Source organism: Paracoccus sp. pheM1 (genome assembly GCF_018499825.1).
In the GTDB taxonomy this organism is placed as follows: Bacteria; Pseudomonadota; Alphaproteobacteria; order Rhodobacterales; family Rhodobacteraceae; genus Paracoccus; species Paracoccus versutus.
In genome coordinates, this window is the sequence record NZ_JAGXCX010000001.1 from 2,400,601 (window position 1) to 2,426,075 (window position 25,475).

Sequence of the window (25,475 nt, forward strand, 5' to 3'; positions counted from 1 at the left end):
CTATTCGCCCCTCGCGACCAAGCAATCCGACAAGCCAAGGACACTCATGTCTCGTCCTCCCACCAACCGGTGCGGTCGCGGCGGTGCAGCGCCCGGAGCCGGGCAAAAGCCGTATCGTTGACCTGCATCCGATCATAGACCGTCTTGAGGATCATCCCCGCAGAACCGGCGGCGAAGAAGGGCTCCAGCCGCCAATACATGTTGCGCAGCGTATCGTCGGTGCCGACGGTAAAAACCGACATCCCCTCGAAAAGCGGAACCAGTTCGGTCTGGAGTTCTTCGATCCGCTCCGGCAGCGGCGCCGATGTCTCCGAACCGCGGACATAGCGGTCGGATTCACCGATCTTGACGGTATTGGCCAGAAGCGAGGCCATCATCGCGACCGCGCGGGCCTGCGGATCAGGGCCATGGTCGGCAAAGGTATCCGCCGCCGAGATCAGCCAGCGCAGGTTCAGGTGCCGACACAGAAACTCCGCCTCCTGCGCCCAAAGCGCGGTGAATTGGCCGAGACTTTCGGCCAGCCGCACCTCGCGACGGATCAGAACGATCAGCGTGGCGTGATGCAGCAAAAGCTCGGGGCGGCCCGAAAACTCGCAGCGCAGGTTCGCCAGGTGCCGCTCCAGCGACTTATCCGAGCCGCGGGTCTGCACCGGCTCGCCCGCCTGGACGATCCGCTCGCGCATCGCGACCAGGTCGGGGGCGGCCAGGACATGTCGCCGCGCGCCCCAGCGCTTGCGATGCTGATTGAGCGAAAAGAAGCGCTCTAGCCGGGATTTCCTGCGCCTGACCATTCGCCTATGTCCGCCGCGAGACGATCGCATCCAGTTGCGGATCGAAACTGAAATCAAGGTTCGCCAGCGCGGCGCGATAGCCAGCGCTCAGGTCGTCGCTTCCGATCTCATCCTTCGGCCGGGCTGAGGCGTTCACATATGCCTTGAGCCGGCGCGATGCCTGTTTCTGGTCGATGAAGGGCCGGATCTTGCGCCCGAACGGATAGTAGAACAGCCTGTCCCGCAGATCGCGGATCTTGGGCCGGGGAGTGCGGGACACCCCGCCGTTGAACCATTGGCTCGCCAGCGCCGTCTCGCGAGCGGTGCGGAACCAGGCCAGGCTGAAAAGCACCTGATCCCAGACATTCGGATGCTGGTCGCAAAGCCGCACCCATTCCGCCAGCATCCTGCCCGTCGCCTCGGTGGCGTTAAGGTAAATCAAATAGGAAATATCTTCCCACCCCGCGCGGCGGACGAAAGCCACATCAAAGGGATTGCCCATCAGAAAGCTGGGCGGCCGCAGGATCGCCGCATCCGCGTCGATCCAGCAGACCGGGCGGCCGCTGTCTTGCCAGGCCGCCTGGATCACCCGCGCCTTGAGCCCGGTATTGGCGACCCATGACCCGCGCGACGCCACCGGCTCGATCCGATGGGGCAGGCCGTGGCGGTCCAGCGAGGCGCGCAGATCGGCGGCAAGCGCCTCATATGGCGTATCGGTGGTATAGTAGGAAACGAAAAGCGGCGCCTCGCCCTGGGGGGTTTCGTAAAGCGCGATCTCTTGCGTGAGATCGGCCGTGCAGGCCAGATCGACACCGTCCGGGCGGCGCAGATGGGCAATCACTCTGCCCCGCGGGTCCGCCAGCGCCTCTGGCACCGGCCGGAAGGACAGGCCCGCCCCGGCGATATAATCCGAAGGAGTCATGCTAGGAGTCCACGCGGCGCGCCAGCCTGCGCCGAACAAGCCCGCGGTAATAACTTGCCTTAAGGAAACGGGCCGGATTCCTCTTTTCACAGGGCCGCTGCATCTCCGCAACGGTTCGCTCCTGGGCTAGATGCGAAAGCCCCTGTCCCGGAGGGGCATGATGCACGACACGCGGGGCGACCAACCAAGCTCGCGAATCATACAAGTCCACGGGCCAGTCGGACACGAAACTGACCGGGGTCATCGCCTGCAACAGCTCATGCGCCATGTTTCGGGACAGCGTGTAGCCGGTGCAGCCCGATGCCCGTCGCGTCGGACGATACATCAACCACCGACCGGCTTTCCTGCGTTGCCAGGGCAGCGCGCGGCCGGAATAGTGATACAGCAAGGCCAACGTATCGGTCAAATGGTGCCCCGCACGAATGAAGTCGGGAAAGTCCGGCGTCAGGATTGCATCATCCTCAAGCACGAGCGCCCCATCAAGACCCTCGGCCATGATAATCTCGTAAATACGCCGATGCGACAAGGCGCAGGCAAATTCCGAATCCGTCATCGGCCGTTTCAGTCGATCCTGAGCGGCGTCGCGGTCGATCATCGGCAAGTATTCCGGCGGCAGGCCCCGCCGTCCATCGACCCCGTAGACCAGGCGCCATTGCAAGCCGTTTTCGGCAAGCCGGTCCAACAATGGCTGACGACGCGCCTCGTCGCCTGCCAATGTCAATACGAAGATCGGCCAATTCGTCTGCATCGTTGATATCCCGTCCCGCCGAACATGGAGGAGCCCCGGCATTGCCGAGGCTCCAACAGTCGAATCGCGGCGAAAGCCTCAGCCTTCGGCCGATTCCTCTTTCTTCTCGGTGATCTCTTCACCGGTCTCCTGGTCGACCATCTTCATGCCCAGGCGCACCTTGCCGCGGTCGTCGAAGCCCAGCAGCTTGACCTTGACCTCCTGGCCCTCCTTCAGCACCTCGTTGGGGTGGTTCAGGCGCTTGTTGGCGATCTGGCTGACATGCACCAGCCCGTCGCGCTTGCCGAAGAAGTTCACGAAGGCGCCGAAATCGACCAGCTTCACGACCTTGCCGACATAGACCTTGCCCTCTTCCGGCTCGGCCACGATCGAATAGATCATGTCATAGGCCTTCTTGATCGAATCGGCATTGGCCGAGGCGATCTTGATGGTGCCGTCGTCGCTGATGTCGACTTTCGCACCCGAGGTCTCGACGATCTCGCGGATCACCTTGCCGCCCGAGCCGATCACTTCGCGGATCTTGTCGGTCGGGATGGTCATCGTCTCGATGCGCGGGGCATGGGCGCTGAACTCGCGCCGGCCTTCGGACAGCGCCTTGGACATCTCGGCCAGGATGTGCAGCCGGCCGTCCTTGGCCTGGGCCAGCGCCTGCTCCATGATCTCGGGCGTGATGCCCGCGACCTTGATGTCCATTTGCAGGCTGGTGATGCCGTTTTCCGTGCCCGCGACCTTGAAGTCCATGTCGCCCAGGTGGTCCTCGTCGCCCAGGATGTCGGTCAGCACCGCCCAGCGGCCGTCCTCTTCCAGGATCAGGCCCATGGCGACGCCGGCGACCGGCGCCTTCAGCGGCACGCCCGCATCCATCATCGACAGCGAACCGCCGCAGACCGAGGCCATCGAGGACGAGCCGTTCGACTCGGTGATCTCGGAAACCACGCGGATGGTATAGGGGAAGTCGGTCGCGGCCGGCAGCACGGCCTGCAGCGCACGCCAAGCCAGCTTGCCATGGCCGATCTCGCGACGGCCGGGGCTGCCGACGCGGCCCACCTCGCCCACCGAATAGGGCGGGAAGTTGTAGTGCAGCAGGAAGTTCGAGCGGGAATTGCCATGCAGCGCGTCGATGATCTGCTCATCGTCGCCGGTGCCCAGCGTGGTCACGACCAGTGCCTGCGTCTCGCCGCGGGTGAACAGCGACGAGCCATGGGTGCGCGGCAGGAAGCCCACTTCGCAGTCGATGGGCCGCACGGTCTTGTTGTCGCGGCCGTCGATGCGCGGGCGGCCGTCGATGATGCCGCCGCGCAGGATGCCCGATTCCAGCTTCTTCAGCGCCGAGCCCAGGTTCGGGTCGAGCCGCTCTTCCTCGGTCAGCCCTTCGAGGATCTTCACCTTCACGGCCTCGATGGTGTCGCGGCGCTCACCCTTGTCGTGGATGGCATAGGCGGCGCGCATCTCGGTCTCGCCCAGCGATTTCACGCGGGCGTAAAGCGGGCTGTAATCCGGCGAGGCGAAGGGGAAGGGTTCCTTGGCGGCGGCCTCGGCCAGGTCGATGATTAGGTCGATCACCGGCTGCATCGCCTCGTGGCCGAATTTCACCGCGCCCAGCATCTCGGCCTCGGTCAGCTCATAGGCTTCCGATTCGACCATCATCACCGCGTCGCGGGTGCCGGCGACCACCAGGTCCAGCCGCTGCTCGGGGTTGCCGCGCAGCTGGTCCATGTCCTGCACCTCGGGGTTCAGGACGTATTCGCCATTGGCGAAGCCGACGCGGGCGGCGGCGATCGGGCCCATGAAGGGCACGCCGGAAATCGTCAGCGCGGCCGAGGCGGCGATCATGGCGACGATGTCGGGATCGTTGACCAGATCGTGGCTCAGCACCGTGCACATCACCAGCACTTCATGCTTGAAGCCGGGGGCGAACAGCGGGCGGATCGGCCGGTCGATCAGGCGCGCGGTCAGGGTTTCCTTTTCCGAAGGCCGGGCCTCGCGCTTGAAGAAACCGCCGGGGATCTTGCCGGCGGCATAGTATTTTTCCTGGTAATGCACCGTCAGGGGAAAGAAGTCCTGGCCGGGCTTGGGTTCTTTCGCGAAAGTGACGTTGGCCATCACGCTGGTCTCGCCCAGGGTGGCGATGACCGAGCCGTCGGCCTGGCGGGCAACCTTGCCCGTTTCCAGCGTGAGCGTTTCCTGGCCCCACTGGATGGATTTCTTCACTTCATCAAACATCTGGTTTCCTCTGGCGACGCGCCGGCCCTTCCGGTCGCGTCCCGTGTCAAATGGCGGCCCCATTGCCGCCGCCCCTATCCTTCGCATGTGCCCAGGGGCCTGGCGTCACGTCACAGATGGAGACGCCCCATACAGGAAATCAAGGCACATGGAAAGTGGCTTGGCATCCGCCCCGCCCCTGCGAATCGAAGCGGGCGGCGCCCGGTCGGCAGCCGCCCGCCTTGTTCCGCGCATGGGGCGATCAGGCCACGGCCAGCGTTCTGGACGCGGCGGCTTCCTGATCGGCCTTCAGCACCTTCACCGCCTTTTCGGTCCTTTCGGCGGCCGCGTCGGTCGGCCAGGGCCGGGTGCTGAGCGCGGCGACGCGATCGACCATGGTCTGCACGCCCTCCTTGTCCTGGGCCTTGATCGCCCAGGCGCGGGCCAGCGCCTCGGCATCGGGATCGGCGGCCTGGGCCGCGCTTCTGGCCGCGGCTTCGGCTGGGGCCGCAACCTCGTCCGGGGTGGCCGCATCAACCCCGCCGGACGCGGCCGCCGCCTGGGCCGAAGCCTGCGCGGCCAGCACCACGGCGGCAGGCCCCGCTGCCGCCTCCGCCGGATCGGCGCCCCCGGCCGGGGCCTGGGCCGCCGCAGGGACTGCAGCCTCGGGCGCCGGGTGCTTCGCGGCCGCGGCGGCGACAGGGGCCGGTGGTTCATCGGCCGGGGCCGCGCCATCGGCAGAAGCCTGCATCGCCTGGGACGAGAAGTCGAACCGGACCCCGTCGCCATCCGCGGGCTTCACGCCCAGCAGCGATCCGGCCAGCGTATCGACGGCGTTCGAGACAGCCTGCAAGGGCGTCGAACCGGCCCCCGAGGCGGCGGCTGGGGCAGAAGAGGAAATAGGCTTGAAAAGTGAACTGATTACCATCTTACGATCTCCATCTTGAAGAAAGCCACAGGATAAAGGCCGCCCGTTAGGAATCCAGAAAGCAATCCGTTGGATTTTAATTGACCGGCCGCACCGCAACGAAAAACGCCCGCAGCCTTTGCCGCGGGCGTTTCCTGCAATCCAAGGGCCGCGGGATCGCGGCCGGCCGGTCAGCGGCGCAGGCCCAGCTTGCCGATCAGGTCGGTATAGCGGGCTTCGTCCTTGCGCTTCAGGTAGTCCAGCAGCTTGCGGCGCTGCGCGACCAGCTTCAGCAGACCACGACGCGAATGGTTGTCCTTCTTGTGGGTCTTGAAATGCTCGGTCAGCGTGGCGATGCGCGACGACAGGATGGCGACCTGCACCTCGGGCGAGCCGGTGTCGCCTTTCTTGGTCGCGAATTCGGTCATCACGCGGTTCTTTTCCTCGACGGTGATCGACATCGGGGTCTCCTTTCAGGATCAAAGGGTTATGGCACAGGCCGGGATGTCGTCCAGCACAGGCCCGTGGAGAGATCCGCCGGAATCGCCCGGTCGGATGCGGGCGTATAGGCAAAATCGGCCGAAAAGGAAAGGGTTTTCTGCGGCTCAGCCGCCCGGTGCGATCCGCGTCAGGGCGATGTCGGCAACCCGCAGCCCTTCGGCCTGCAACACCCGGCCCACCGCCACCCCGTCCACGCGGATCACCGCCGATCCGTCGGTCTCGTGCTCCAGCGCGACCACGGGATCGGGGCCGTCGCCGCGATAGCGCAGCTCGATCCGGTCCAGCTGCCGGTCGAAATCGGCGATGACCGGCAGCGTCTCGCCCGGATCGTCCAGATCCTCGCCCGGCACGTCCAGCAGGAACAGATCCTCGCCCTCGCCACCCTCGGCGAAATCGCCCAGGCCGGGCTGCAGCGTGTCGCGGCCGGCGGCGCCATGCAGCCAGGCCCGCTCGTGCTCGGCCGAGCCGATCAGCAAATCGTCGCCCTCGCCGCCGTCCAGGTCATCCTCGCCGCCGCCGGCGATCAGCGTGTCGTTGCCGGCATTGCCCGAGATCCAGTCGTCGCCGTCGCCCCCGGTCAGCAGGTCGTCCCCCTCGCCACCGAAGATCGTGTCGTTGCCGGGGCCGCCATGCACGGTGTCGTTGCCGCCCTGCCCGGCCAGATAGTCGTCGCCCGCGCCGCCGTCGATGGAATCGTCGCCGCCCGGACCATAGTCGCCGTCGCCATAGATCCAGTCGGTGCCGTCGCCACCCAGCAGCGTGTCGCTGCCCAGTCCCCCATGCAGGTCGTCGTTGCCGCCAAGGCCGGTCAACAGGTCGTCGCCATCGCTGCCGGCCAGCCAGTCCGAGCCCTCGCTGCCCTCGGTTGTCAGCCCCTTGGGCCCGTCGCGATCGGATGATTCAGGAAAAGGCGGGTCGTCGGGGTCATGCTCGCCGCCGGGAGTGCGGGCGGTCCCGGTCACATCCACGGCAAGGCCGGCGAATACCAAACTGAGCAGACTACTGATCAACAACATGACGGGAACCCAAGCGAATCACGCGACCCACATTGGCACCTTATCCCGTCGCCGCCCGCCCCGCATCCTTATTGCTAATAAAGGCTTAACGGACCGGGGCGCCCCCGCGGTCAGCCGTAGTCGCGCGCGCCAAAGATGGCGCTGCCGATGCGGACATGGGTCGCGCCCTCGGCGATGGCGGTTTCGAAATCGGCGCTCATGCCCATCGACAGGCCGGCCAGGCCGTTGCGTGCGGCAATATCACGCAGGGCGCGGAAATGCGGCACCGGGTCCAGATCCTCGGGCGGGATGCACATCAGCCCGGCGATCGCCAGGTCCAGCGCGCGGCATCGGGCGATGAAGGCGTCGGCCTCGTCCGGCAGGACGCCGGCCTTTTGCGGCTCGGCGCCGGTGTTCACCTGCACGAAAAGCTGCGGGCAGGCCCCGCGCGCCTGCACCTGCCGCGCCAGTTTTTCGGCCAGCGAGGGGCGGTCGAGCGTGTGGATGGCGTCGAAAAGCTCCAGCGCGGGTTTCAGCTTGTTGGTCTGCAGGGGGCCGATCATGTGCAGCTCGATGCCGGGGAAACGCTCGCGCCAGCGGGGCCATTTCCCCGCCGCCTCCTGCACGTAGTTTTCGCCGAAGACGCGCTGGCCGGCGTCCAGCACCGCTTCGACCCGGTCGGGGGGCTGCACCTTGCTGACGGCGATCAGCGTGACCGCGCCAGGCGCGCGTCCGGCGGCTTTCTCGGCCGCGGCAATGCGGCGCCTGATGTCATCCAGTTCCATGGCGGCATGATTTCCAAAAGAAAAGAGCGGGCGCAAGGCCCGCTCTTCCTGTTTTCCGTATCCCGTAGGATCAGAACTCGAAGCGCACGCCCATGTCGGCGGTCACGCGCTCTTCGTAGTCGCGCTGGAGCGACGCACCCAGACGGGCACCGCCCAGGTCGTAGTTCACGCCGATACCGAACGCGTTGTCGGTTTCTTTCGCAGCCCAGTCGCCGTCGTTGTTGGCGATGTAGGCTTCGATGTTGGTGCGGCCGTCAACCAGGGTGTAGTCGCCATAGAGGGCGAAGGTCTGACCATAGTTGTTGGTGGCCGACACCGGACCCGCGTTCACCGCCGAGTCCTCGGCGTTGACATAGTTCAGGCCGATGCGGGCGTTTTCCATGACGGCATAACGGGCGCCGAGGAAGAAGATGTCGTTGCCGTCGATGCCTTCGCCGTTGAACGCGGCAGCGGCCGACAGTTCCAGACGGTCGTTCCAGGTGTAGTCGGCCGACAGCGAGAACTCTTCTTCGTGGTTCGCTTCATTCACGCCCGACTGGTCGGGATCGACATAGGACGCTTGCAGCTCCACGTCGGCCAGGGTGTAGAGGGCGCGGATGCCCACGCGATCGGCTTGGTCGAGGCCATAGCTCTTCGCCGAGTAGGCGAAGAAGTTGCCGGTCACGGCGCTGAAGCCGACCGAACGGTCATAGGAGCCGAGTTCGGTCGCGTAGATCAGGCCGTTCGAGTCGAGGGCGGTGTCGACGTTGCCGACCTCAACGGTGAAGCCCTGGGCGCTGACCCACAGTTTGCCGGGGTTCGAGCCGGTGCCGGCATCGCCCTGGTCCCACTGAAGGCGGAAGCGGGCACCGAAGTCGACGCCCGAATCGGTCGAGGTCGAGGCGTCGATGTTCATCCGCAGGCGGCTGACGATGCGCGCTTCGTTCACGCCGGCGGCGTCTTGAGCAGCAGTGTTTTCGTAGTAGATCACACCGGTCCGGCCGTAGCCCGAGATCGTGACGTCGGCGGCGGCCACGCCCGCGGTCAGGAGCAGCGCGGTGGAGGCGATAAGAGCCTTTTTCATGATGTTTCCCTCTTGTCTCTCTCGTATGCCCCACCCGGTATGCCGGTTTGGGGTATGCCAGTTGTGTCGCGCTTTCCCCCCTGCATTGCAACGGAATCGCATCGGCTTAGCCCGATTCCGACCTGCTGTGATGCACATGGGCCACACCCCGTTGCAACGCCCCCCGCCCCGCCGCGGACGCCCTTACGCGCGCGAGCCATATCCCCTCCGGGACGGGGGATTGCGGGCCAGGGGCGCAGCCTCTCTTGTCGCAAGGGGCGGAATTGCGCTATGGCTCGCGGCAAGGACGATCCGGGGGACATCAGATGACCAGACGCGCCGCACGGCTGACCGCCGCCCTGCTGATCCTGGCGGGGCTTGCCGCCTGTTCGGGGGGCGGCTCGGGCTTGGGTTCGGCAGGCTCGGCCGGATCGGCGACCTCGATGCCGGGCGGCGGGAATCGCCAGGCCCAGCCGCAGACCGTCGAGCGGCGCGAGACGATCTGGGACGTGTTCTCGGACCGGCGCAACCCCAACGACACGGTGGCGGTCAACAAATACCTGTGGAACGCCAGCCTGGACGTGCTGAACTTCCTGCCGATCCAGTCGATCGACCCCTTCACCGGCGTCATCGTCACCGGCTACGGCACCCCGCCGGGCGGCGGGCGGTCCTATCGCGCCACGATCAAGGTCAGCGACCCGGCACTGGATGCGCGCGCGCTCAAGGTCTCGTTGCAGGGGGCGGGCGGCGCCGCCGTGGCGCCCGATACCGTGCGCGCGGTCGAGGATGCGATCCTGACGCGGGCCCGGCAGCTGCGGGTGCAGGACCGCAACCTCTGATCCCGCCGAGCCCGCTGGACCTGCATCGGGCAAGCGGCTAATACCCTGCGGGCAATCTGTCGCCCGGAGGTTTCCATGCCCTATGATCCCGCAATCAGCGAACCGCGCTGGCAAGAGGCGTGGGAGCAGGCCGATACGTTCCGCGCCATGCGGGACGAGCGGCCCAAGTATTACGTGCTGGAGATGTTCCCCTATCCCTCGGGGCGCATCCACATGGGCCATGTGCGCAACTACACGATGGGCGACGTCGTGGCCCGCTTCAAGCGCGCGCAGGGCTTTTCCGTGCTGCACCCGATGGGCTGGGACGCCTTCGGCATGCCGGCCGAGAACGCGGCGATGGAGCAGGGCGGCCATCCGCGCGACTGGACCTATGGCAATATCGCCACCATGCGCGGCCAGCTGAAGCCGCTGGGCCTGTCCATCGACTGGAGCCGCGAATTCGCCACCTGCGACGACGCCTATGTCGCCCAGCAGCAGGCGCTGTTCCTGGACATGCTGGAGGCCGGCCTCATCACCCGCAAGTCGGCGCAGGTGAACTGGGATCCGGTCGACATGACCGTGCTGGCCAACGAGCAGGTGATCGACGGCAAGGGCTGGCGATCCGGAGCCACGGTCGAGCGCAAGGAGCTGACGCAGTGGTTCTTCAAGATCTCGGATTACTCGGACGAGCTTTTGTCGGCGCTGGACGGGCTGGAGGGCTGGCCGGAAAAGGTGCGGCTGATGCAGGCCAACTGGATCGGCAAGTCGCGCGGGCTGCAATTCCGCTTTGAAACCGTCGGCCTGCCCGATTTCCCGCAGATCGAGGTCTATACCACCCGGCCCGACACGCTGATGGGCGCCAGCTTCGTGGCGCTGTCGCCGGATCATCCACTGGTCAAGTCGCTGGCCGCATCCGACCCGAAGGTCGCGGCTTTCGTCGAGGAGTGCCGCCGCATCGGCACCACCGAGGAAGCCATCGAGACCGCGCCCAAGATGGGCTTCGACACCGGGCTGACCGTGCGCCACCCGCTGGACCCGGATTGGCAGCTGCCGATCTGGATCGCCAATTTCGTGCTGATGGACTACGGCACCGGCGCCATCTTCGGCAGCCCCGCGCATGACGAGCGCGACCATGAATTCGCCACCAAATACGGCCTGCCGATCCGCGCCACCTTCGGCGAGCGCGGCATGGACCTGGCCGCCGCCGACGCGCTGGTGGCCAAGGCGCCCTATGTGCCGCTGAAATCCGAGACCGTGACCTATGTGCGCGGCTTCGCCGGCGAGGCCGACCAGACCGGCGAGGCCGCGGTCGATGCCGCCATCCTGCACGCCGAGGCCGCCGGCTATGGCGAGGGCGTGACCAAGTTTCGCCTGCGCGACTGGGGCATCTCGCGCCAGCGCTATTGGGGTTGCCCGATCCCGGTGGTGCATTGCGACGCCTGCGGCACCGTGCCCGAGGCCAAGGCGAACCTGCCGGTGCTGCTGCCGCAGGACGTCAGCTTCGACGTGCCCGGAAACCCGCTGAACCGGCACCCGACCTGGGCCGCGACCACCTGCCCGAAATGCGGCGGCCCGGCCCGGCGCGAGACGGATACCATGGACACCTTCGTCGATTCGTCCTGGTATTACGCCCGCTTTACCGCGCCGCACGCGGCGACGCCGACCGACCGGGCCGAGACCGACTACTGGATGAACGTGGACCAGTATATCGGCGGCATCGAACACGCGATCCTGCACCTGCTCTATTCCCGCTTCTTCGCCCGCGCCATGGTCAGGACCGGCCACCTGCCGGAAGGCGCGAAGGAGCCCTTCGACGCGCTGTTCACCCAGGGCATGGTCACGCATGAGATCTACATGACTCAGCAGCCATTCCTGCATGATGGTAGTGTGAAGCGCGACGGCTCTCAGACATACTCTGGCTTAAGAAAAATCTATCATCTCCCGGAAGAGGTAGAACGCCGTGAAGATGGTGTGTTTCTGAAAGGGAGCAACACCCCGGTCGAGGTGATTCCCTCGGCCAAGATGTCGAAATCCAAGAAGAACGTCGTCGATCCGGTGAACATCGTCGAAAGCTTCGGCGCCGATACCGCGCGCTGGTTCATGCTGTCCGACAGCCCGCCCGAGCGCGACGTGGAATGGACCGCCGCCGGGGCCGAGGCCGCGAACCGCTTCCTCGCCCGGGTCTGGCGGCTGGCCGACGAGATCCCCGAGGGCGGGGCCGATCCCGAGCTGACGCGCGCCGCGCATCGCGCCATCGACGAGGTGACGCGCGCCATCGAGGGCTTTGCCTTCAACAAGGCCGTGGCCAAGATCTATGAGCTGGCGAACGCGACGGCCAAGTCGGCCGCGGGCGGCGAAAGTCGGCGCGAGGCGCTGCGCATCCTGGCGCAGCTGATGGCGCCGATGGTGCCGCACCTGGCCGAGGAGGTCTGGGCCAAGGCCGGCGGGCAGGGCATGGTGGTCGATGCCGCCTGGCCCAAGGCGGACCCGGCGATGCTGGTTTCCGACAGCGTGGTGCTGCCGATCCAGATCAACGGCAAGCGCCGGGCCGAGATCGAGGTGCCCAAGGACATGCCCAAGGACCAGATCGAGGCCATCGTGCTGGCCGACGAGACCGTGCAGCGCTTCATGGAGGGTCAGGCGCCGAAGAAGCTGATCGTGGTGCCGGGGCGGATCGTCAATGTCGTGGTCTAGGCGGGCGGTGATCCTGGGCGCGCTGGCCCTGGCCGGCTGCGGCTTTTCCCCGGTCTACGGGCCGGGGGGGACGGGGGGCAAGCTGTTCGGCCAGGTCCGCACCGCCGATCCGCGCACGCCCGACGACTTTGCCTTTGCCGGCCGCATCGCCGAGCGGCTGGGGCCCGATGCGCAGGCGCGCTTCCTGCTCGACTACCGGCTGCGCATCGCCGTGGTGCCGCAGGCGATCACCCCCGACGAGGTGACGACGCGCTATGCGCTGAACGGCACCGCCGATTTCACCCTGACCGAGGCCGGCACCGGCCGCGAGGTGACGCGCGGGCAGGTCAGCAGCTTTACCTCCTATTCCACCACCGGCACCACCATCGCCACCATGGCCGCCGAACAGGACGCGCATGAGCGGCTGGCGCGGATGCTGGCCGACCAGGTGGTGACGCGGCTGCTGGCCATCCAGCCCGACGCCGTGCCATGATCCTGAAGGGCGCCGAGATCGGACGCTACCTGGCGCGGCCCGATCCGACGCGCCCGGCGCTGTTGATCCATGGCCAGGACGCGATGCGCGTGGCGCTGAAGCGGGCCGAGGCGGTCAAGGCCCTGGTCGGGGCGGGGGCCGAGGAAGAGATGCGCCTGACCCGCATTCCCGGCGCCGACCTGCGCAAGGATCCGGCGGCGCTGTTGGACGCGGTCAAGGCGGTGGGGTTCTTTCCCGGCCAGCGCGTGGTGCTGGTCGATGATGCGCCGGATGCGGCGGCGCCGGCCGTCGCCTCGGCCATCGCGGAATGGAAGCCGGGCGACGCGGTGATCGTGGTCGCGGCGGGCGGATTGAGCAAGTCCTCGGCGCTGCGCAAGCTGTTCGAGCCGCATCCCGCCGCCGTGGCCGCGCCGATCTATGACGACCCGCCCGGCGAGGACGAGGTCGGGCGCTGGCTGAAGGATGCCGGCCTGCGCGAGGTGCCGCGCGACGCCATGCGCGACCTGATGGCGCTGTCGCGGGCGCTCGATCCCGGCGATTTCCGGCAGACGGTGGAAAAGATCGGTCTCTACAAGCATGGCGATGCCGAGCCGCTGACGCCGGCCGAGATCGCCGCGCTGGCGCCCGCGACCATCGAGGCCGAGGTGGATGAGCTGATCGACTGCGTGGCCGAGGGCCGCGCCCGCGAATTCGGCGCGCTGATGCGGCGGATCGAGGGGCAGGGAACCCTGCCGGTGACGCTGTGCATCGCGGCGCTGCGGCATTTCCGGGCGCTGCACGCGGCGGCCTCGGACCCCGGCGGGCCGGGGGCGGGGCTGGCCCGGCTGCGGCCGCCGGTCTTCGGCCCGCGCCGCGACCGGATGATTCGCCAGGCGCAGGACTGGGGCATGCGGGCGCTGGAGGATGCGATCCACCAGCTGATCGACACCGACCTGGTGCTGCGCTCGTCCTCGCGCGCGCCGGCCATGGCGCTGATGGAGCGGATGCTGTTGCGGCTGTGCATGATGCCGCGGGGCGGGCGGTGAGCGAGGCGGCAGAGGTCGAGGCGCTGGTGATCGGTGCCGGGCCGGCGGGGCTGATGGCGGCCGAGGTGCTGGCCGGGCAGGGCGCGCGGGTGGTGGTGGCCGAGGCCATGCCGACCCCGGCGCGCAAGTTCCTGATGGCGGGAAAATCCGGGCTGAACCTGACCAGGGACGAGCCCTGGGCGCTGTTCGTGACGCGATACGGGGGCTCTGCCCCCCGCGCGCCCGACCCCTCGACGGGGTCGGGCGCGCGTCCCCCGGAGTATTTGCAGAACGAAGAAATCGGGCCCGAAGCGGTGATGGCCTGGGCACGCGGGCTGGGGGTGGAGCTGTTCACCGGCTCGACCGGGCGGGTGTTCCCTGTGGGCATGAAGGCCTCGCCATTGCTGCGGGCCTGGCTGGCGCGGCTGGCGGGGCAGGGCGTCGCCTTGCGGACGCGCTGGCGCTGGACCGGCTTTCAGGGCCAGAACTGGTGCTTCGAGGTTCCGGGCGGGGTAGCCTTGCTGCGGCCCCGCGTCGTGGTGCTGGCGCTGGGTGGGGCGAGCTGGCCCCGGCTCGGCTCGGATGCGGCCTGGGTGCCGTGGCTTGCCGGGCGCGGCGTGGTGGTGGCGCCGTTCCGGCCGGCGAACATGGGGTTTCGCGTCGCCTGGTCGGCGCCGATGGCGCGGCATTTCGGCCAGGCGGCCAAGGGCGTCGCGCTGCATGTCGGCGATCGCGTCGGCCGCGGCGAATGGGTGGTGACGGCCGAAGGCATCGAGGGCGGCGGCATCTACGAGGTCGCGGCCGCGATGCGCGACGGGGCCGAGGCTTTCGTCGACCTGGCCCCCGATCTCGCGCCCGAGGAACTGGCGCGGCGCCTTGCGCGCGCGCCCTCGAAGCTCTCGGTCGGCAACCGGCTGCGGCGGGTGCTGGGCGATCCGCTGCGCGCGGCGCTGCTGATGGAATGGGGCCGGCCCTTGCCCCTTGAGCCCGAGCGGCTGGCCATGCGCGCCAAGGCGCTGCACCTGCGGCACCAGGGCGCGATGGGCATCGAGCGGGCGATTTCCTCGGCCGGGGGGATCGCTGCCGAAAGCCTGACCGCGGCGCTGGAGCTGAAGGCGCTGCCCGGCGTCTTTGCCGCCGGCGAGATGCTGGACTGGGAGGCGCCGACCGGCGGCTACCTGCTGACCGGCTGCCTGGCCACCGGGCGGCTGGCCGGGCGCGGCGCCGCCGCCTATCTGGCCGCGGCGCGCAGGTAGGCCGGGCGGGCGCGCATCATCTCGAGGTAGTCGGTCAGCCGGTGTTCGGTGATCGGGAAGCGCGCGGTCAGCGCCCAGGTCAGGCAATGCGCCAGGATGATGTCGGGCACGGTCATGCGGTCGCCCATCAGGAAGCCCCCCTCGGCGATGCGATGCACCAGGGTGCGCTGGCTGCGCTCGAATTCCCAGCGCAGCGTGTTCTTGATCGCCGCCAGCCGCATCTCTTCGGGCAGCACGAAGCTGTGGCGCGCCGCCAGCCACAGCGCGGCGTCGAATTCATCCAGCACGAATTGCGTCAGGCTGTCCTGGCGCGCCCGGTCCAGCGTGCCCGCCGGATGGGTCAGCGCGCCGTGCTTGTCGGCCAGATAGGTCAGGATCGCGGTGGAATCGGTGACGGGCACGCCGTCCACCACCAGGACCGGCACCTTGCCGGCCGGGTTGAAGGGCCTGACGCCCTCGCTATGCGGGTTGACGGCGACATGTTCATAGGGCTGGCCCAGTTCCTCGAGCATCCACAGCACGCGCATGGCGCGGCTCTTGCCGGTTCCGATCACCTGATACATCCAGTTCCCCGCATGGCGTTGAAACCCAAGGCTAGCGCCGCCGCCCGATTCAGGCAATCGACGCCATTGACGCGGCCCCCGGCCGGGCGCAGGAATTGCAGGCTGCGAGAGGGAGGGCAACATGACCAAGGCAATGCGCGCGCCGCTGTTCACGCCGGTGCTGATCGGCGGCTCGATCATCCTGCTGATCAACTTTGCCCTGCGGGCCAGCTTCGGCGTCTTCCAGATCCCGATCGCGCAGGAATTCGACTGGCCGCGGGCCGAGTTCAGCATGGCCATCGCCATCCAGAACCTGGCCTGGGGCATCGGCCAGCCGATCTTCGGCGCCCTGGCCGAGCGCTGGGGCGACCGCTGGTCGGTCATCATCGGCGCCTTCCTTTACTCCGCCGGGCTGATCCTGACAGCCTATGCGACCGACCCGCTGGCCATGCAGCTGCTGGAGGTCATGGTCGGCTTCGGCATCGCCGGCACCGGCTTCGGCGTCATCCTGGCGGTGATCGGCCGGGCCGCCAGCGACGAGAACCGCAGCCTGGCGCTAGGGATCGGCACCGCCGCCGGCTCGGCCGGGCAGGTCTTCGGCGCGCCCCTGGCCGAGGTGCTGCTGATGCATTACCCGTGGCAGAGCGTCTTCGTCATCTTCGGCGTGATCGTGCTGGCCTGCCTGTTCTTCCTGCCCATGCTGGGCAGCGGCAAGCCCGCCAGCCGCAGCGAGCTGGAAGAAAGCATGGGCTCGGTGCTGAAGCGCGCCTTCACCGACCCGTCCTATCTGATGATCTTTGCCGGCTTCTTTTCCTGCGGCTACCAGCTGGCCTTCATCACCGCGCATTTCCCCGCCATGGTGACCGAGATGTGCGGGCCGATCAGCCCCATGGGCACGCTGGCCAGCATCGGCATCACCACCACCTCGACGCTGGGGGCGGCCGCGATCTCGCTGATCGGGCTGGCGAATATCGCCGGCTCGATCTTTGCCGGCTGGCTGGGCAAGCGCTATACCAAGAAATACCTGCTGGCCGGGATCTATACCCTGCGCACCATCGCCGCCGCCGCCTTCATCCTGATGCCGATCACGCCCACCAGCGTCATCGTCTTTTCGCTGGTGATGGGCGGGCTGTGGCTGGCCACGGTGCCGCTGACCTCGGGGCTGGTCGCCTATATCTACGGGCTGCGCTACATGGGCACGCTTTACGGCTTCGTGTTCCTGAGCCACCAGATCGGCTCGTTCCTGGGCGTGTGGCTGGGCGGCAAGCTCTATGACATCTATGGCGACTACACCATGGTCTGGTGGGTCGGCGTGGGCGTCGGCGCCTTCAGCGCGCTGATCCACCTGCCGGTGCGCGAGGCGCCGGCCCGGCTGGAGGGCGCCGCGAAAACCGCCTGATCCGGCCCGCGGGGGCCATTGCGTCCCGCCGGGCAATCGACAAATCTCGGCCCGGTGCAGCGGAGGGGGACGGTTCATGCGCGCATTGCTGTCGGCGGGGATCATCAGCCTGATCCTGGCCTATACGCTCAGTCAGTTCTACCGCGCCTTCCTGGCCGTGCTGTCGCCGGTCTTGCAGGCCGAGCTGGGGGCGGGGCCCGAGGATCTGGCGATCTCGTCGGGGATGTGGTTCCTGACCTTCGCGCTGATGCAGATCCCCATCGGCGGCGCGCTGGACCGCGCCGGGCCGCGGCGCACGGTGGCCGTGCTGCTGGCGCTGGGGGGCGCGGGCGGGGCGGCGGTCTTTGCCCTGGCGCAGGCGCCCTGGCACCTGCATGTCGCGCTGGCGCTGATGGGGATCGGCTGCGCGCCGGCGCTGATGGGCAGCTATTACATCTTTGCCCGCACCTATCCGGCGGCGCTGTTCGGCACCCTGGCGGGCGCGGTGGTCGGCTTTGGCTCGATGGGCAACATCCTGGGCGCCGCGCCCTTGGTCTGGGCGACCGAGGCCTTCGGCTGGCGCGAGACGCTGTGGGCGCTGGCCGGGGTCACGCTGGCGGTGGCGCTGGCGATCCTGGCCTTTACCCGCGACCCGGAACGGCTGGCGGCCACCGCGCCGCGCGGATCGCTGGCCGAGATCCTGCGGCTGCGGCCGCTATGGTTCATCCTGCCGCTGTTTTCCGTGAACTATGCCGCCTCGGCCGCGATCCGCGGCCTTTGGGCCGGGCCCTACATGGCCGAGGTCCACGGCGCCTCGGACCAGCTGATCGGCTGGGCGACGCTGGCCATGGGCGTCGCCATGGTGGTCGGCAGTTTCCTGGTCGGGCCGGCGACGCGGCTGGTCGGCTCGATCCGGCGGCTGGCGCTGATCGCCAATGCCGCGGGCGTGGCGGTCATGGCCGGGCTGTGGCTGTTTCCGGCCGAGGGCGTGGCGCTGTCGGTGGCGCTGCTGGCGCTGGTCGGGCTGTCGGGCGCGACCTATACCGTGCTGATGGCGCATGGCCGGGCCTTCCTGCCCCCGCACCTGGTGGGGCGGGGCGTCACCTTCCTCAACCTGTTCTCGATCGGCGGGGCCGGGGTGCTGCAATTCACCTCGCGCCCGGTCTATCGCTGGGCCAGCGCCCACGGCACCCCGGCCGAGGCTTACTCGACCCTGTTCCTGTTCTTCCTGATTCCGCTTACGGTGGGGTTCCTGCTGTATTTCCTGACGCCCGAGACCCCCGATGCCTGAGATACCCGCCGACCGGATCGACGTGGTCGCCCCGAACCTGAAACGCCGCCTGTCGGGCGTGACGGCGACCGTGGTGCGGCTGATCCCCGTGCAGGCCGGGATGATCGGCATCGTCGCCACCGGCCCCGGCCTGCCGCCCGGCCTGCCGCATATCCCGCTGGCCCGCGCCGCGCTGCTGCCGCGCGACCGCTGGCGGGTCTGGCACGCCCGGCGCAACACGGAAATGGCGCTGGGGCTGGTGCTGCGGCATGTGCTGCGGCGGCGCTACCGGCTGCTCTTCACCTCGGCCTCGCAGCGCCGGCACAGCCGCTATACGAAATGGCTGATCTCGCGGATGGACGCGCTGGTGGCGACCTCGGCCAGGGGCGCGGCCTATCTGGAGCGTCCGGCCCGCGTGATCCACCACGGCATCGACACCGACGGCTTCGCGCCGCCCGCCGACCGGGCCGCGCTGCGCGCAAGCCTGGGCCTGCCGCCGGACCAGGTGCTGGTCGGCTGCTACGGCCGCATCCGGGCGCAAAAGGGCACCGGCGATTTCGTGCAGGCGATGCTGGCCCTGCTGCCCTCGCGCCCCGGCGTGACCGCGCTGGTCATGGGCCGGGCCACGGAAAAGCACCGCGCCTATCTGGCGGACCTGAAGGCGCAGGTGGCCGGGGCGGGCCTGTCCCAGCGCATCCTGTTCCCGCCCGAGGTGCCGGTGGACCGGATGGCGGCATGGTATGGCGCGCTGGACCTGTATGTCGCGCCGCAACGCTGGGAGGGCTTCGGCCTGACCCCGCTCGAGGCCATGTCCTGCGGCGTTCCCGTGGTGGCGACCCGCGTCGGCGCCTTCGAGGAACTGGTCCGGGACGGCGTGACCGGCAGCCTGGTCCCGCCCGAGGACCAGCCCGCCATGCAGGCCGCCGTCGCGCGCTGGCTGGACGACGATGCCGCGCGGCAGGCGGCGGGGCAGGCGGCCCGCGCCCATGTCGCGGCGAACCACGCCATCGAGACCGAGGCCCGCGCCCTGGTCGAGGTCTATCGCGGGCTGCTGTCGTGAACCGGCTCGGCTTCCTGGTCGCCCGCACCCTGCGGGATGAGGGCGCGCTGCAATGTCTCTCGGCGCCGCAATCCGCGCTTCTGGACGATCTGGCGGGCAAGCGTGTCGCGCTGGTCGGCAATGCCCGCGCGCTGGCCGAGGCCCGGCACGGCGCGCAGATCGACGCCGCCGACCTGGTGATCCGCATCAATCGCGCGCCGATGCCCTCGGCCGAAAGCCACGGCAGCCGCACCGACTGGCTGGCGCTGGCGGTGCGGCTTTCGGATGCCGACCGCGCCCGCATCGCGCCCGCGCGCCTTTTGTGGATGTCGCCCAAGCGCAAGCGGCTGGACTGGCGCACCGCCTCCAGCCCCGGTTTCTACCTGCACCCGCTGGCGGATTACCGGGCGCTGATGGCGCGGCTGGGCGCCCCGCCCACCACCGGCGCGATGATGATCGACCTGATCGCGCGCTCGCAAATGGCGCGGCTGGAGCTTTACGGCTTTGATTTCTTCGCCTCGCTCTCGCTTTCCGGCCGGCGGACCGCCGAGCAGGTTCCCCATGATTTCAAAGGCGAATCCGAATGGGTGCGGGAACTCATTGTGGCAGATCGCCGGATTCTTCGGCATTAAGCCGAAATCCTGCCAGATCAGCGGGCGTTTTGACGAAATCTCGCTTTCCCTTTGCCGCAATACCCCCTATATCGCGGCGTCCTTTGTTGAAGGAGACCCCAATGGGCTACAAGGTCGTTGTCGCCGGCGCCACGGGGAACGTGGGCCGTGAAATGCTGAACATCCTGGCCGAGCGCCAGTTTCCTGCTGATGAGGTTGTCGCTCTGGCTTCGCGCCGGAGCATTGGCACTGAGGTCAGCTATGGCGACAAGACCTTGAAATGCAAGGACATCGAGGGGTTCGACTTCACCGGCTGCGACATCGCGCTATTCGCCATCGGCTCGGACGCGACCAAGACCTATGCGCCCATCGCCGCCTCGCAGGGCTGCGTGGTGATCGACAACTCGTCGCTCTATCGCTACGACCCCGAGATCCCGCTGGTCGTGCCCGAGGTGAACCCGGACGCGGTCGAGGATTACCGCAACAAGATGATCATCGCGAACCCCAACTGCTCGACCGCGCAGATGGTGGTGGCGCTGAAGCCGCTGCATGACCGTGCCCGCATCAAGCGCGTGGTCGTCTCGACCTACCAATCGGTCTCGGGCGCCGGCAAAGAGGGCATGGACGAGCTGTGGAACCAGACCAAGGGCGTCTATGTTCCGGGCCAGGAAGTCGAGCCGAAGAAGTTCCAAAAGCAGATCGCCTTCAACGTGATCCCGCAGATCGACGTCTTCCTGGACAGCGGCGACACCAAGGAAGAATGGAAGATGGTGGTCGAGACCAAGAAGATCGTCGATCCGGCGATCAAGGTCACGGCGACCTGCGTGCGCGTGCCGGTCTTCGTCGGCCATTCGGAATCGGTGAACATCGAATTCGAGGATTTCCTGGACGAGGACGAGGCCCGCGACATCCTGCGCGAGGCGCCGGGCATCCTGGTCATCGACAAGCGCGAGCCGGGCGGCTACTCGACCCCGGTGGAATGCGTGGGCGATTTCGCCACCTTCGTCAGCCGCATCCGCCAGGACGTGACGGTGGAAAACGGCCTGAACATGTGGATCGTCAGCGACAACCTGCGCAAGGGCGCGGCGCTGAACGCGGTGCAGATCGCCGAGCTTCTGGGCAATCGCTGCCTGAAGAAGGGCTGATCCGATACGGATATGTGAGGGCGCCCCCGCGGGTTTCGCGGGGGCGCCCTCTTGCATTTCGGGGCCCCCTCGCGGACCTTGGCCGGGTCATGACAAGGGGGGCCCGATGCGCCATCTGCTGATTTCCACCGCCATCCTGCTGGCCGGCCCCGCCCTGGCCGATCGGATCGAGACCGTGGCCCGCGTCACCGATGTCACCGTCTATCCCTGGGGTGCCGGCGTCACCCGCGAGGCGGCGCTGGACCTGCCCGCCGGCGCGCATGAGCTGGTGATCCCCGGCATGCCCGCGGGCATCGACCCCGCCAGCCTGCGCATTGCGGCCGAAGGCGCGGTGATCGGCGCGACCGGCCTCCAGCAGGAACGCGCCTTGCCGGAAACCCCGGCGAAATCCCCCGAATTGCGCGCGGCCGAGGATGAGGTCCGCCGCCTGAAAGCCGCGCTGGCCGAACGCGATGCCGGCGTGGCCGAGATCAAGGCGCGGGCCGAGGCGGCCGAGGACAGCATCGACTTCCTGATGAAGCTGGCCGAATCCGACGCTGCCAGCACCGCCGACATCGCGGCGCTGGCCCGCGTGGTGGGCGAACAGCTGCTGCAGGCCCGCCAGACCGCGATCCGCGCCGGGCTGGAAGCCGAGGCCGCCGATGCCGGCCGCGAGGAGCTGGCCGACGAATTGGCCCGCGCCGAGGCCCGGCTCGAGGCGCTGCGCGGCCCGGATGCGGATCGCGGCGCGCTGGTGATCGCCGTGCAGGGCCAGGGCCAGCCCGCCCGCATCCGCATCACCAGCCTGACCGGCGCGGCCAGCTGGGTGCCGGTCTACGACCTGTCCCTGCAGCGCAAGGAGGGCAGGCTGCGGCTGGATCGCGGCTTGCTGGTGCGGCAGGACACCGGCGAGGACTGGCGCGGCGTGCATCTGGTGCTGTCCACAGCCCGGCCGATGGACCAGTCGGCGCCCAGCGAATTGCAGCCGGACTTCCCCCGCATCGGCGAGTCCGAGGCCAAGCTTTACAGCCGCTCGGCCGCGCCTATGGCCGAAGCCGCCATGGATTCGATGGAACGCGCGATAGCTGCACCGGCACCCATGGCCGGCGCGGCCTTGGCGGGGATGGTGGGCGAGACCGTGGTCTACGACTATCCGACGCCGGTGGACATGCGCGCCGGCGCCGATGCGCTGCGCCTGCCGCTGGATTCGCACGAGCTGGCGCCCGAGATCGTCGCCGAGGCGGTGCCGCGCCGCGACGACACCGCCTATCTGGTGGCGGATACGGTGAACTCCACCGGGGCGGTGATCCTGCCCGGCGACGCGACCTTTCATGCCGACGGCGCCATGGTCGGGCGCGGCGCGCTGGAACTGACCGCCGCCGGGGACGACATGAAGCTGGGCTTCGGCCCGCTGACCAGCATCAAGCTGGAACGCCGCATCCCCGACGAGATCGAGGGCAATCGCGGGCTGATCTCGAAATCCTCGGAGCGGCGGGAAACCGCGATCCTGCGGCTGCGCAACCTGACGGGCGAGGAATGGCCGCTGCGGGTGATCGACCGCGTGCCGGTCTCGACCCAGGAAAACCTGCGCATCGACTGGTCCGCCGATCCCAGCCCCGACGAGACCGACCCCGAGGGCAAGCGCGGGCTGCTGGTCTGGAACGGCAGCATCGGCGCGGGCGAGGAACGCATCATCACCCTGACCACCACGCTGCGCTGGCCCGAGGGGCAGGTGCTGGTCGGCGGCGACTAGGCGCCTGGCCCGCCGCCGGCAAGGGGGGGCGAGGGCTGGTCAAGCCCTTCCCGCTTTCGGTCGACGGGTCGATGATGCGCAACCACGCGATGATCGAGATCGCCGGCGACGATGCCGCAGCCCTTGTCGCCGCGGTGGTGCTGGGCGATGGCGCCATCCCGCAAGGCGCCGGCCGGCGCATCTTGCCGCAGGCCGGCTTTGCCCCGATGACACGCCCCCTGCGACGCGGCAAGGGCACCGGACGGGCTGGACGCGGGCGCGCCATGCCTCTCGCCGGAGCCGCCAAGGACGGCACCACCTACAGCGCCAGTTCGCCCCGCTCCAGCGCCTCGGCCAGCCGGTCCACGGCCTCGGCCAGGCGCTCATCGACCAGGTGCAGGTAGCGCGTCCAGTCCGAGAGCTGCGCCAGTTCCTCGGCCCCGTCCGAAATGCCGCGCAGCCCGATCAGCGGCAGGTCGAAGCGCTGGCAGGCGCGCAGCACCGCGAAGCTTTCCATATCGACCATCTCGGCGGCGATGGCGTCATAGCCGGCCCCCCTGACGATGCTGGCCCCGGTCGCCAGGCTGGCCGCGGCAATGCCGGGGATTCGCAAGGGCAGTTCGACGCGCACCGGCAGGCCCAGAAGCGGCGTCTCGCCCCTGGCGAAACCCAGGGCCGAGGCATCCATGTCGCGATATTCCAGCGAGGCGACCTGGTAGATGCCCAGCTGCGCCAGCCGGCGCGAACCGGCCGAGCCCAGCGAGACCACCAGGTCCGGCAACTCGCCCCGCGCCTGAAGGACCGAGAGCGCCGCGGTCAGCGCCACCGCCGCCTCGACCGGGCCGACGCCGGTCATCAGCGGCGAGATCCGCGCCCGCAGTTGCGGGCCGTATTCGGCATCCACGGCCATGACGAACAGCACCCGCCGCCCGGCCAGGACATCCGGCCCCGCGGTCACGACCGCCCCCTTGCATCCGCCATCCATGATCCCTTTCCGACAGTTTTCGCAAGGGAAGCGCAGCCGCGCCCGCAGGGCAAGACCCGATCAGCCGGTCAGGGCGCGCTGCATCGCGGCAGATGCCGCGGGCTCGGGCTTGTCGGCGGCGCGCGGCGCCTCGCGCCCCATCGGCAGGGGCGGCACCGGGGCGGCAAAGCTCAGCAGCAGCCGCGCGCCGGACAGGCCGCGCAGCCCCCAGGACAAGAGCCCGCCCGCCGGCCCGGCCATGGCCCCGCGCAGCGGCTCGTCCGGCAGCGCCGCGTTCAGCGCGTCGCGCAGGGCGACCAGGCCGGGGCTTGCGCCGCAGGCCTGGGTCCAGACCTGCACATGGCCCTCCAGCGTGGCGGGCGCCGCCGCGCCCCACAGCTCGGCATAGCGGCGGTTCGAGATCAGCAGCTCGCCATTGGCGGCAAAGACCGCCACCGCATCCTCCAGCGCGTCCAGCACCTCGGCGCCCAGCGACAGGTCGGCGCGGAACTTGCGCGTCAGCGAGATTTCCGAGGTAATGTCCTCGAACAGGAAGGCGACCGCGCCGTCGGGATGCGGCCGGCCGGTCACGCGATAGGTCTGCCCGCCGGGCAGCGACCACATCTCGACATGGTGCCCCGAGGAGGCGGCGGCCTCCAGCGTGTTCATCTGGTTGCGCCAGCTGCGGTAATCCTTGGGCTCCGGCACCATCCGCGCCTCGCGCAGCCGGTCGAGAAAGGCGTAAAGCGTCGGCCGCGCGGTCAGGAAGCCAGTGGCAAGCCCGGTCAGGTCGATCAGCGCCGGGTTGAACAGCTGCAGGTTGCGCTCGCGGTCGAAGATCGCCAGCCCGATGGGCAGGTCGGCAAAGGTCTTGGTCAGGGTCTGGACGAATTCGCGCAACGAGCGTTCGGCCCGCACCGCCGCATCGGCGGGCAGGGCGATGGCCACGGTCTGCCCGCCGATCTCGTGCAGGTGGCAATCATACCAGCGGCTTTGCCCGTCATGGTCGATCTGCATCCGCCGCGCGCCGCCGGGGGCGGCGGGCTGGACCGGCCGGGCCGACAAGTCGATGATGCGGGGCAGCGGCCAGACCGTCTGCCCCTGGGCCTTGGCCTCGACCAGGTTCAGATAGGCCGAATTGGCCCAAGTGACCTGCCCCTGCAAATCCTGCCGCCAGGCCAGCATCGGCGAATGGTCCATGGCGCTGCGCAGGATTTCCAGCTCCTGCTCCATCGCGTGCAGGGACAGCGAATCGACCAGGATGCCGGCATCCTCGGCCGCGGGGTCGGCAAGCGTCAGCCGCAGCAGCCCTTCTCCCAGATCCTCGGCCAGAAGCCGCAGCGGGCTGTGGCCGCCGCGCTCTGTCAGTTCGATCCGCGCGGCGCCGCCCAGGTCGGGCAGCAGCGCGCTGAATTCCGGCAGGCGCATGCCCAGCCATGCGCTGAGCCGCTGCCATTCGCTGTCGCCGGGCAGGCTGGCCAGCAGGGTGCGCGCCGGCACGGTGGCATCGACCAGCGTCCCGTCGCGAAACAGGAAGGCGATCGGTTCAAGCGCACGCTCCAATCCGCGCGCCACCGGCGCCCCGGCAAGGCCCCGGTCCGCCAGCCGAAGCCACACCAGCGCCAGCAGGACGGCCAGCCCCGCCGCCGCGAAGGCGATAAGGAATTGCGCAACCATCGAAACATCCCCGCACGATACA

The 25,475-nt window shown here is 68.6% G+C and carries 23 protein-coding genes; 11 read left to right on the plus strand and 12 right to left on the minus strand.

Annotated elements, in window-relative coordinates:
• Positions 1 to 44: 44 nt before the first annotated feature.
• The 9 genes from KF941_RS12180 to KF941_RS12220 form a co-directional block, all read right to left on the minus strand.
• Complete coding sequence (locus tag KF941_RS12180; protein WP_036758654.1) at positions 45 to 791, minus strand: hypothetical protein; 747 nt, start codon at positions 789 to 791, stop codon at positions 45 to 47.
• A 4-nt stretch (positions 792 to 795) separates the two neighbouring features.
• Positions 796 to 1,692: a hypothetical protein gene (locus tag KF941_RS12185; protein WP_214273441.1), complete on the minus strand. Its 897-nt coding sequence runs from the start codon at positions 1,690 to 1,692 to the stop codon at positions 796 to 798.
• A gap of 1 nt (position 1,693) precedes the next feature.
• Positions 1,694 to 2,440 (minus strand): glycosyltransferase family 25 protein, encoded by a 747-nt coding sequence (locus KF941_RS12190; protein ID WP_166435619.1) that lies wholly within the window; start codon positions 2,438 to 2,440, stop codon positions 1,694 to 1,696.
• A 78-nt stretch (positions 2,441 to 2,518) separates the two neighbouring features.
• Positions 2,519 to 4,663: a polyribonucleotide nucleotidyltransferase gene (gene pnp, locus KF941_RS12195; RefSeq protein ID WP_036758720.1), complete on the minus strand. Its 2,145-nt coding sequence runs from the start codon at positions 4,661 to 4,663 to the stop codon at positions 2,519 to 2,521.
• A 241-nt stretch (positions 4,664 to 4,904) separates the two neighbouring features.
• On the minus strand, positions 4,905 to 5,570 hold the full coding sequence (locus tag KF941_RS12200; protein WP_214273442.1) for a hypothetical protein: 666 nt from the start codon (positions 5,568 to 5,570) through the stop codon (positions 4,905 to 4,907).
• A gap of 170 nt (positions 5,571 to 5,740) precedes the next feature.
• Positions 5,741 to 6,010 carry a 30S ribosomal protein S15 gene (gene rpsO, locus KF941_RS12205; RefSeq protein ID WP_024842753.1) on the minus strand — a complete coding sequence of 90 codons (270 nt, stop codon included), beginning with the start codon at positions 6,008 to 6,010 and terminating at the stop codon, positions 5,741 to 5,743.
• Between the two features lie 144 nt (positions 6,011 to 6,154).
• A complete protein-coding gene (locus tag KF941_RS12210; protein WP_346428983.1) occupies positions 6,155 to 7,018 on the minus strand; it encodes a calcium-binding protein in 864 nt (287 codons plus the stop codon).
• Positions 7,019 to 7,176: 158 nt separating this feature from the next.
• Complete coding sequence (locus KF941_RS12215) at positions 7,177 to 7,830, minus strand: YggS family pyridoxal phosphate-dependent enzyme (RefSeq protein WP_214273443.1); 654 nt, start codon at positions 7,828 to 7,830, stop codon at positions 7,177 to 7,179.
• A 70-nt stretch (positions 7,831 to 7,900) separates the two neighbouring features.
• Complete coding sequence (locus KF941_RS12220; RefSeq protein ID WP_214273444.1) at positions 7,901 to 8,893, minus strand: porin; 993 nt, start codon at positions 8,891 to 8,893, stop codon at positions 7,901 to 7,903.
• 305 nt (positions 8,894 to 9,198) lie between these two features.
• Between KF941_RS12220 and KF941_RS12225 the strand changes: the two genes are divergently transcribed.
• The 5 genes from KF941_RS12225 to KF941_RS12245 all read left to right on the plus strand — a co-directional run bounded on the left by KF941_RS12225 (position 9,199) and on the right by KF941_RS12245 (position 15,116).
• Complete coding sequence (locus KF941_RS12225; protein ID WP_052096154.1) at positions 9,199 to 9,711, plus strand: DUF3576 domain-containing protein; 513 nt, start codon at positions 9,199 to 9,201, stop codon at positions 9,709 to 9,711.
• 75 nt (positions 9,712 to 9,786) lie between these two features.
• Positions 9,787 to 12,384 (plus strand): leucine--tRNA ligase, encoded by a 2,598-nt coding sequence (gene leuS, locus KF941_RS12230; protein WP_214273445.1) that lies wholly within the window; start codon positions 9,787 to 9,789, stop codon positions 12,382 to 12,384.
• Positions 12,371 to 12,856: an LPS assembly lipoprotein LptE gene (gene lptE / locus KF941_RS12235; RefSeq protein WP_036758638.1), complete on the plus strand. Its 486-nt coding sequence runs from the start codon at positions 12,371 to 12,373 to the stop codon at positions 12,854 to 12,856. Before leuS ends, lptE begins: the two co-directional genes overlap by 14 nt.
• Entirely contained in the window at positions 12,853 to 13,881 is a 1,029-nt protein-coding gene (gene holA, locus KF941_RS12240; protein ID WP_214273446.1) for a DNA polymerase III subunit delta, read from the plus strand. The genes lptE and holA overlap by 4 nt, the downstream gene beginning before the upstream one ends.
• Positions 13,878 to 15,116, plus strand: a complete 1,239-nt coding sequence (locus KF941_RS12245; RefSeq protein WP_346428984.1) for a TIGR03862 family flavoprotein — start codon at positions 13,878 to 13,880, stop codon at positions 15,114 to 15,116. Before holA ends, KF941_RS12245 begins: the two co-directional genes overlap by 4 nt.
• On the opposite strand, the gene KF941_RS12250 is transcribed toward KF941_RS12245, so the two are convergent.
• Positions 15,092 to 15,679 (minus strand): glutathione S-transferase family protein, encoded by a 588-nt coding sequence (locus tag KF941_RS12250; protein ID WP_036758630.1) that lies wholly within the window; start codon positions 15,677 to 15,679, stop codon positions 15,092 to 15,094. The two genes, KF941_RS12245 and KF941_RS12250, sit on opposite strands and share 25 nt — an antisense overlap.
• Before the next feature lie 121 nt (positions 15,680 to 15,800).
• Between KF941_RS12250 and KF941_RS12255 the strand changes: the two genes are divergently transcribed.
• From KF941_RS12255 to KF941_RS12280, 6 genes are all read left to right on the plus strand, one after another.
• Positions 15,801 to 17,057, plus strand: a complete 1,257-nt coding sequence (locus tag KF941_RS12255; RefSeq protein WP_036758622.1) for an MFS transporter — start codon at positions 15,801 to 15,803, stop codon at positions 17,055 to 17,057.
• Between the two features lie 76 nt (positions 17,058 to 17,133).
• Positions 17,134 to 18,327 carry an MFS transporter gene (locus tag KF941_RS12260; RefSeq protein WP_214273448.1) on the plus strand — a complete coding sequence of 398 codons (1,194 nt, stop codon included), beginning with the start codon at positions 17,134 to 17,136 and terminating at the stop codon, positions 18,325 to 18,327.
• The gene (locus KF941_RS12265) at positions 18,320 to 19,366 is read left to right on the plus strand and encodes a glycosyltransferase family 4 protein (protein ID WP_036758617.1); all 1,047 of its coding nucleotides are present in this window, start codon (positions 18,320 to 18,322) and stop codon (positions 19,364 to 19,366) included. Before KF941_RS12260 ends, KF941_RS12265 begins: the two co-directional genes overlap by 8 nt.
• Positions 19,363 to 19,977 (plus strand): glycosyltransferase family 29 protein, encoded by a 615-nt coding sequence (locus KF941_RS12270; RefSeq protein ID WP_214273449.1) that lies wholly within the window; start codon positions 19,363 to 19,365, stop codon positions 19,975 to 19,977. The genes KF941_RS12265 and KF941_RS12270 overlap by 4 nt, the downstream gene beginning before the upstream one ends.
• 101 nt (positions 19,978 to 20,078) lie before the next feature.
• A complete protein-coding gene (locus KF941_RS12275) occupies positions 20,079 to 21,101 on the plus strand; it encodes an aspartate-semialdehyde dehydrogenase (RefSeq protein ID WP_036758613.1) in 1,023 nt (340 codons plus the stop codon).
• Between the two features lie 106 nt (positions 21,102 to 21,207).
• Positions 21,208 to 22,833, plus strand: coding sequence for a DUF4139 domain-containing protein (locus KF941_RS12280; protein ID WP_214273450.1), 1,626 nt, complete (start codon positions 21,208 to 21,210; stop codon positions 22,831 to 22,833).
• 298 nt (positions 22,834 to 23,131) lie between these two features.
• Here KF941_RS12280 and KF941_RS12285 read toward each other — a convergent pair whose 3' ends face one another.
• Together KF941_RS12285 and KF941_RS12290 are read right to left on the minus strand one after the other, a co-directional pair.
• Complete coding sequence (locus tag KF941_RS12285; RefSeq protein ID WP_240540290.1) at positions 23,132 to 23,797, minus strand: 5'-methylthioadenosine/S-adenosylhomocysteine nucleosidase; 666 nt, start codon at positions 23,795 to 23,797, stop codon at positions 23,132 to 23,134.
• Between the two features lie 60 nt (positions 23,798 to 23,857).
• Positions 23,858 to 25,453: a PAS-domain containing protein gene (locus KF941_RS12290; protein WP_214273451.1), complete on the minus strand. Its 1,596-nt coding sequence runs from the start codon at positions 25,451 to 25,453 to the stop codon at positions 23,858 to 23,860.
• Between the last annotated feature and the right edge of the window lie 22 nt (positions 25,454 to 25,475).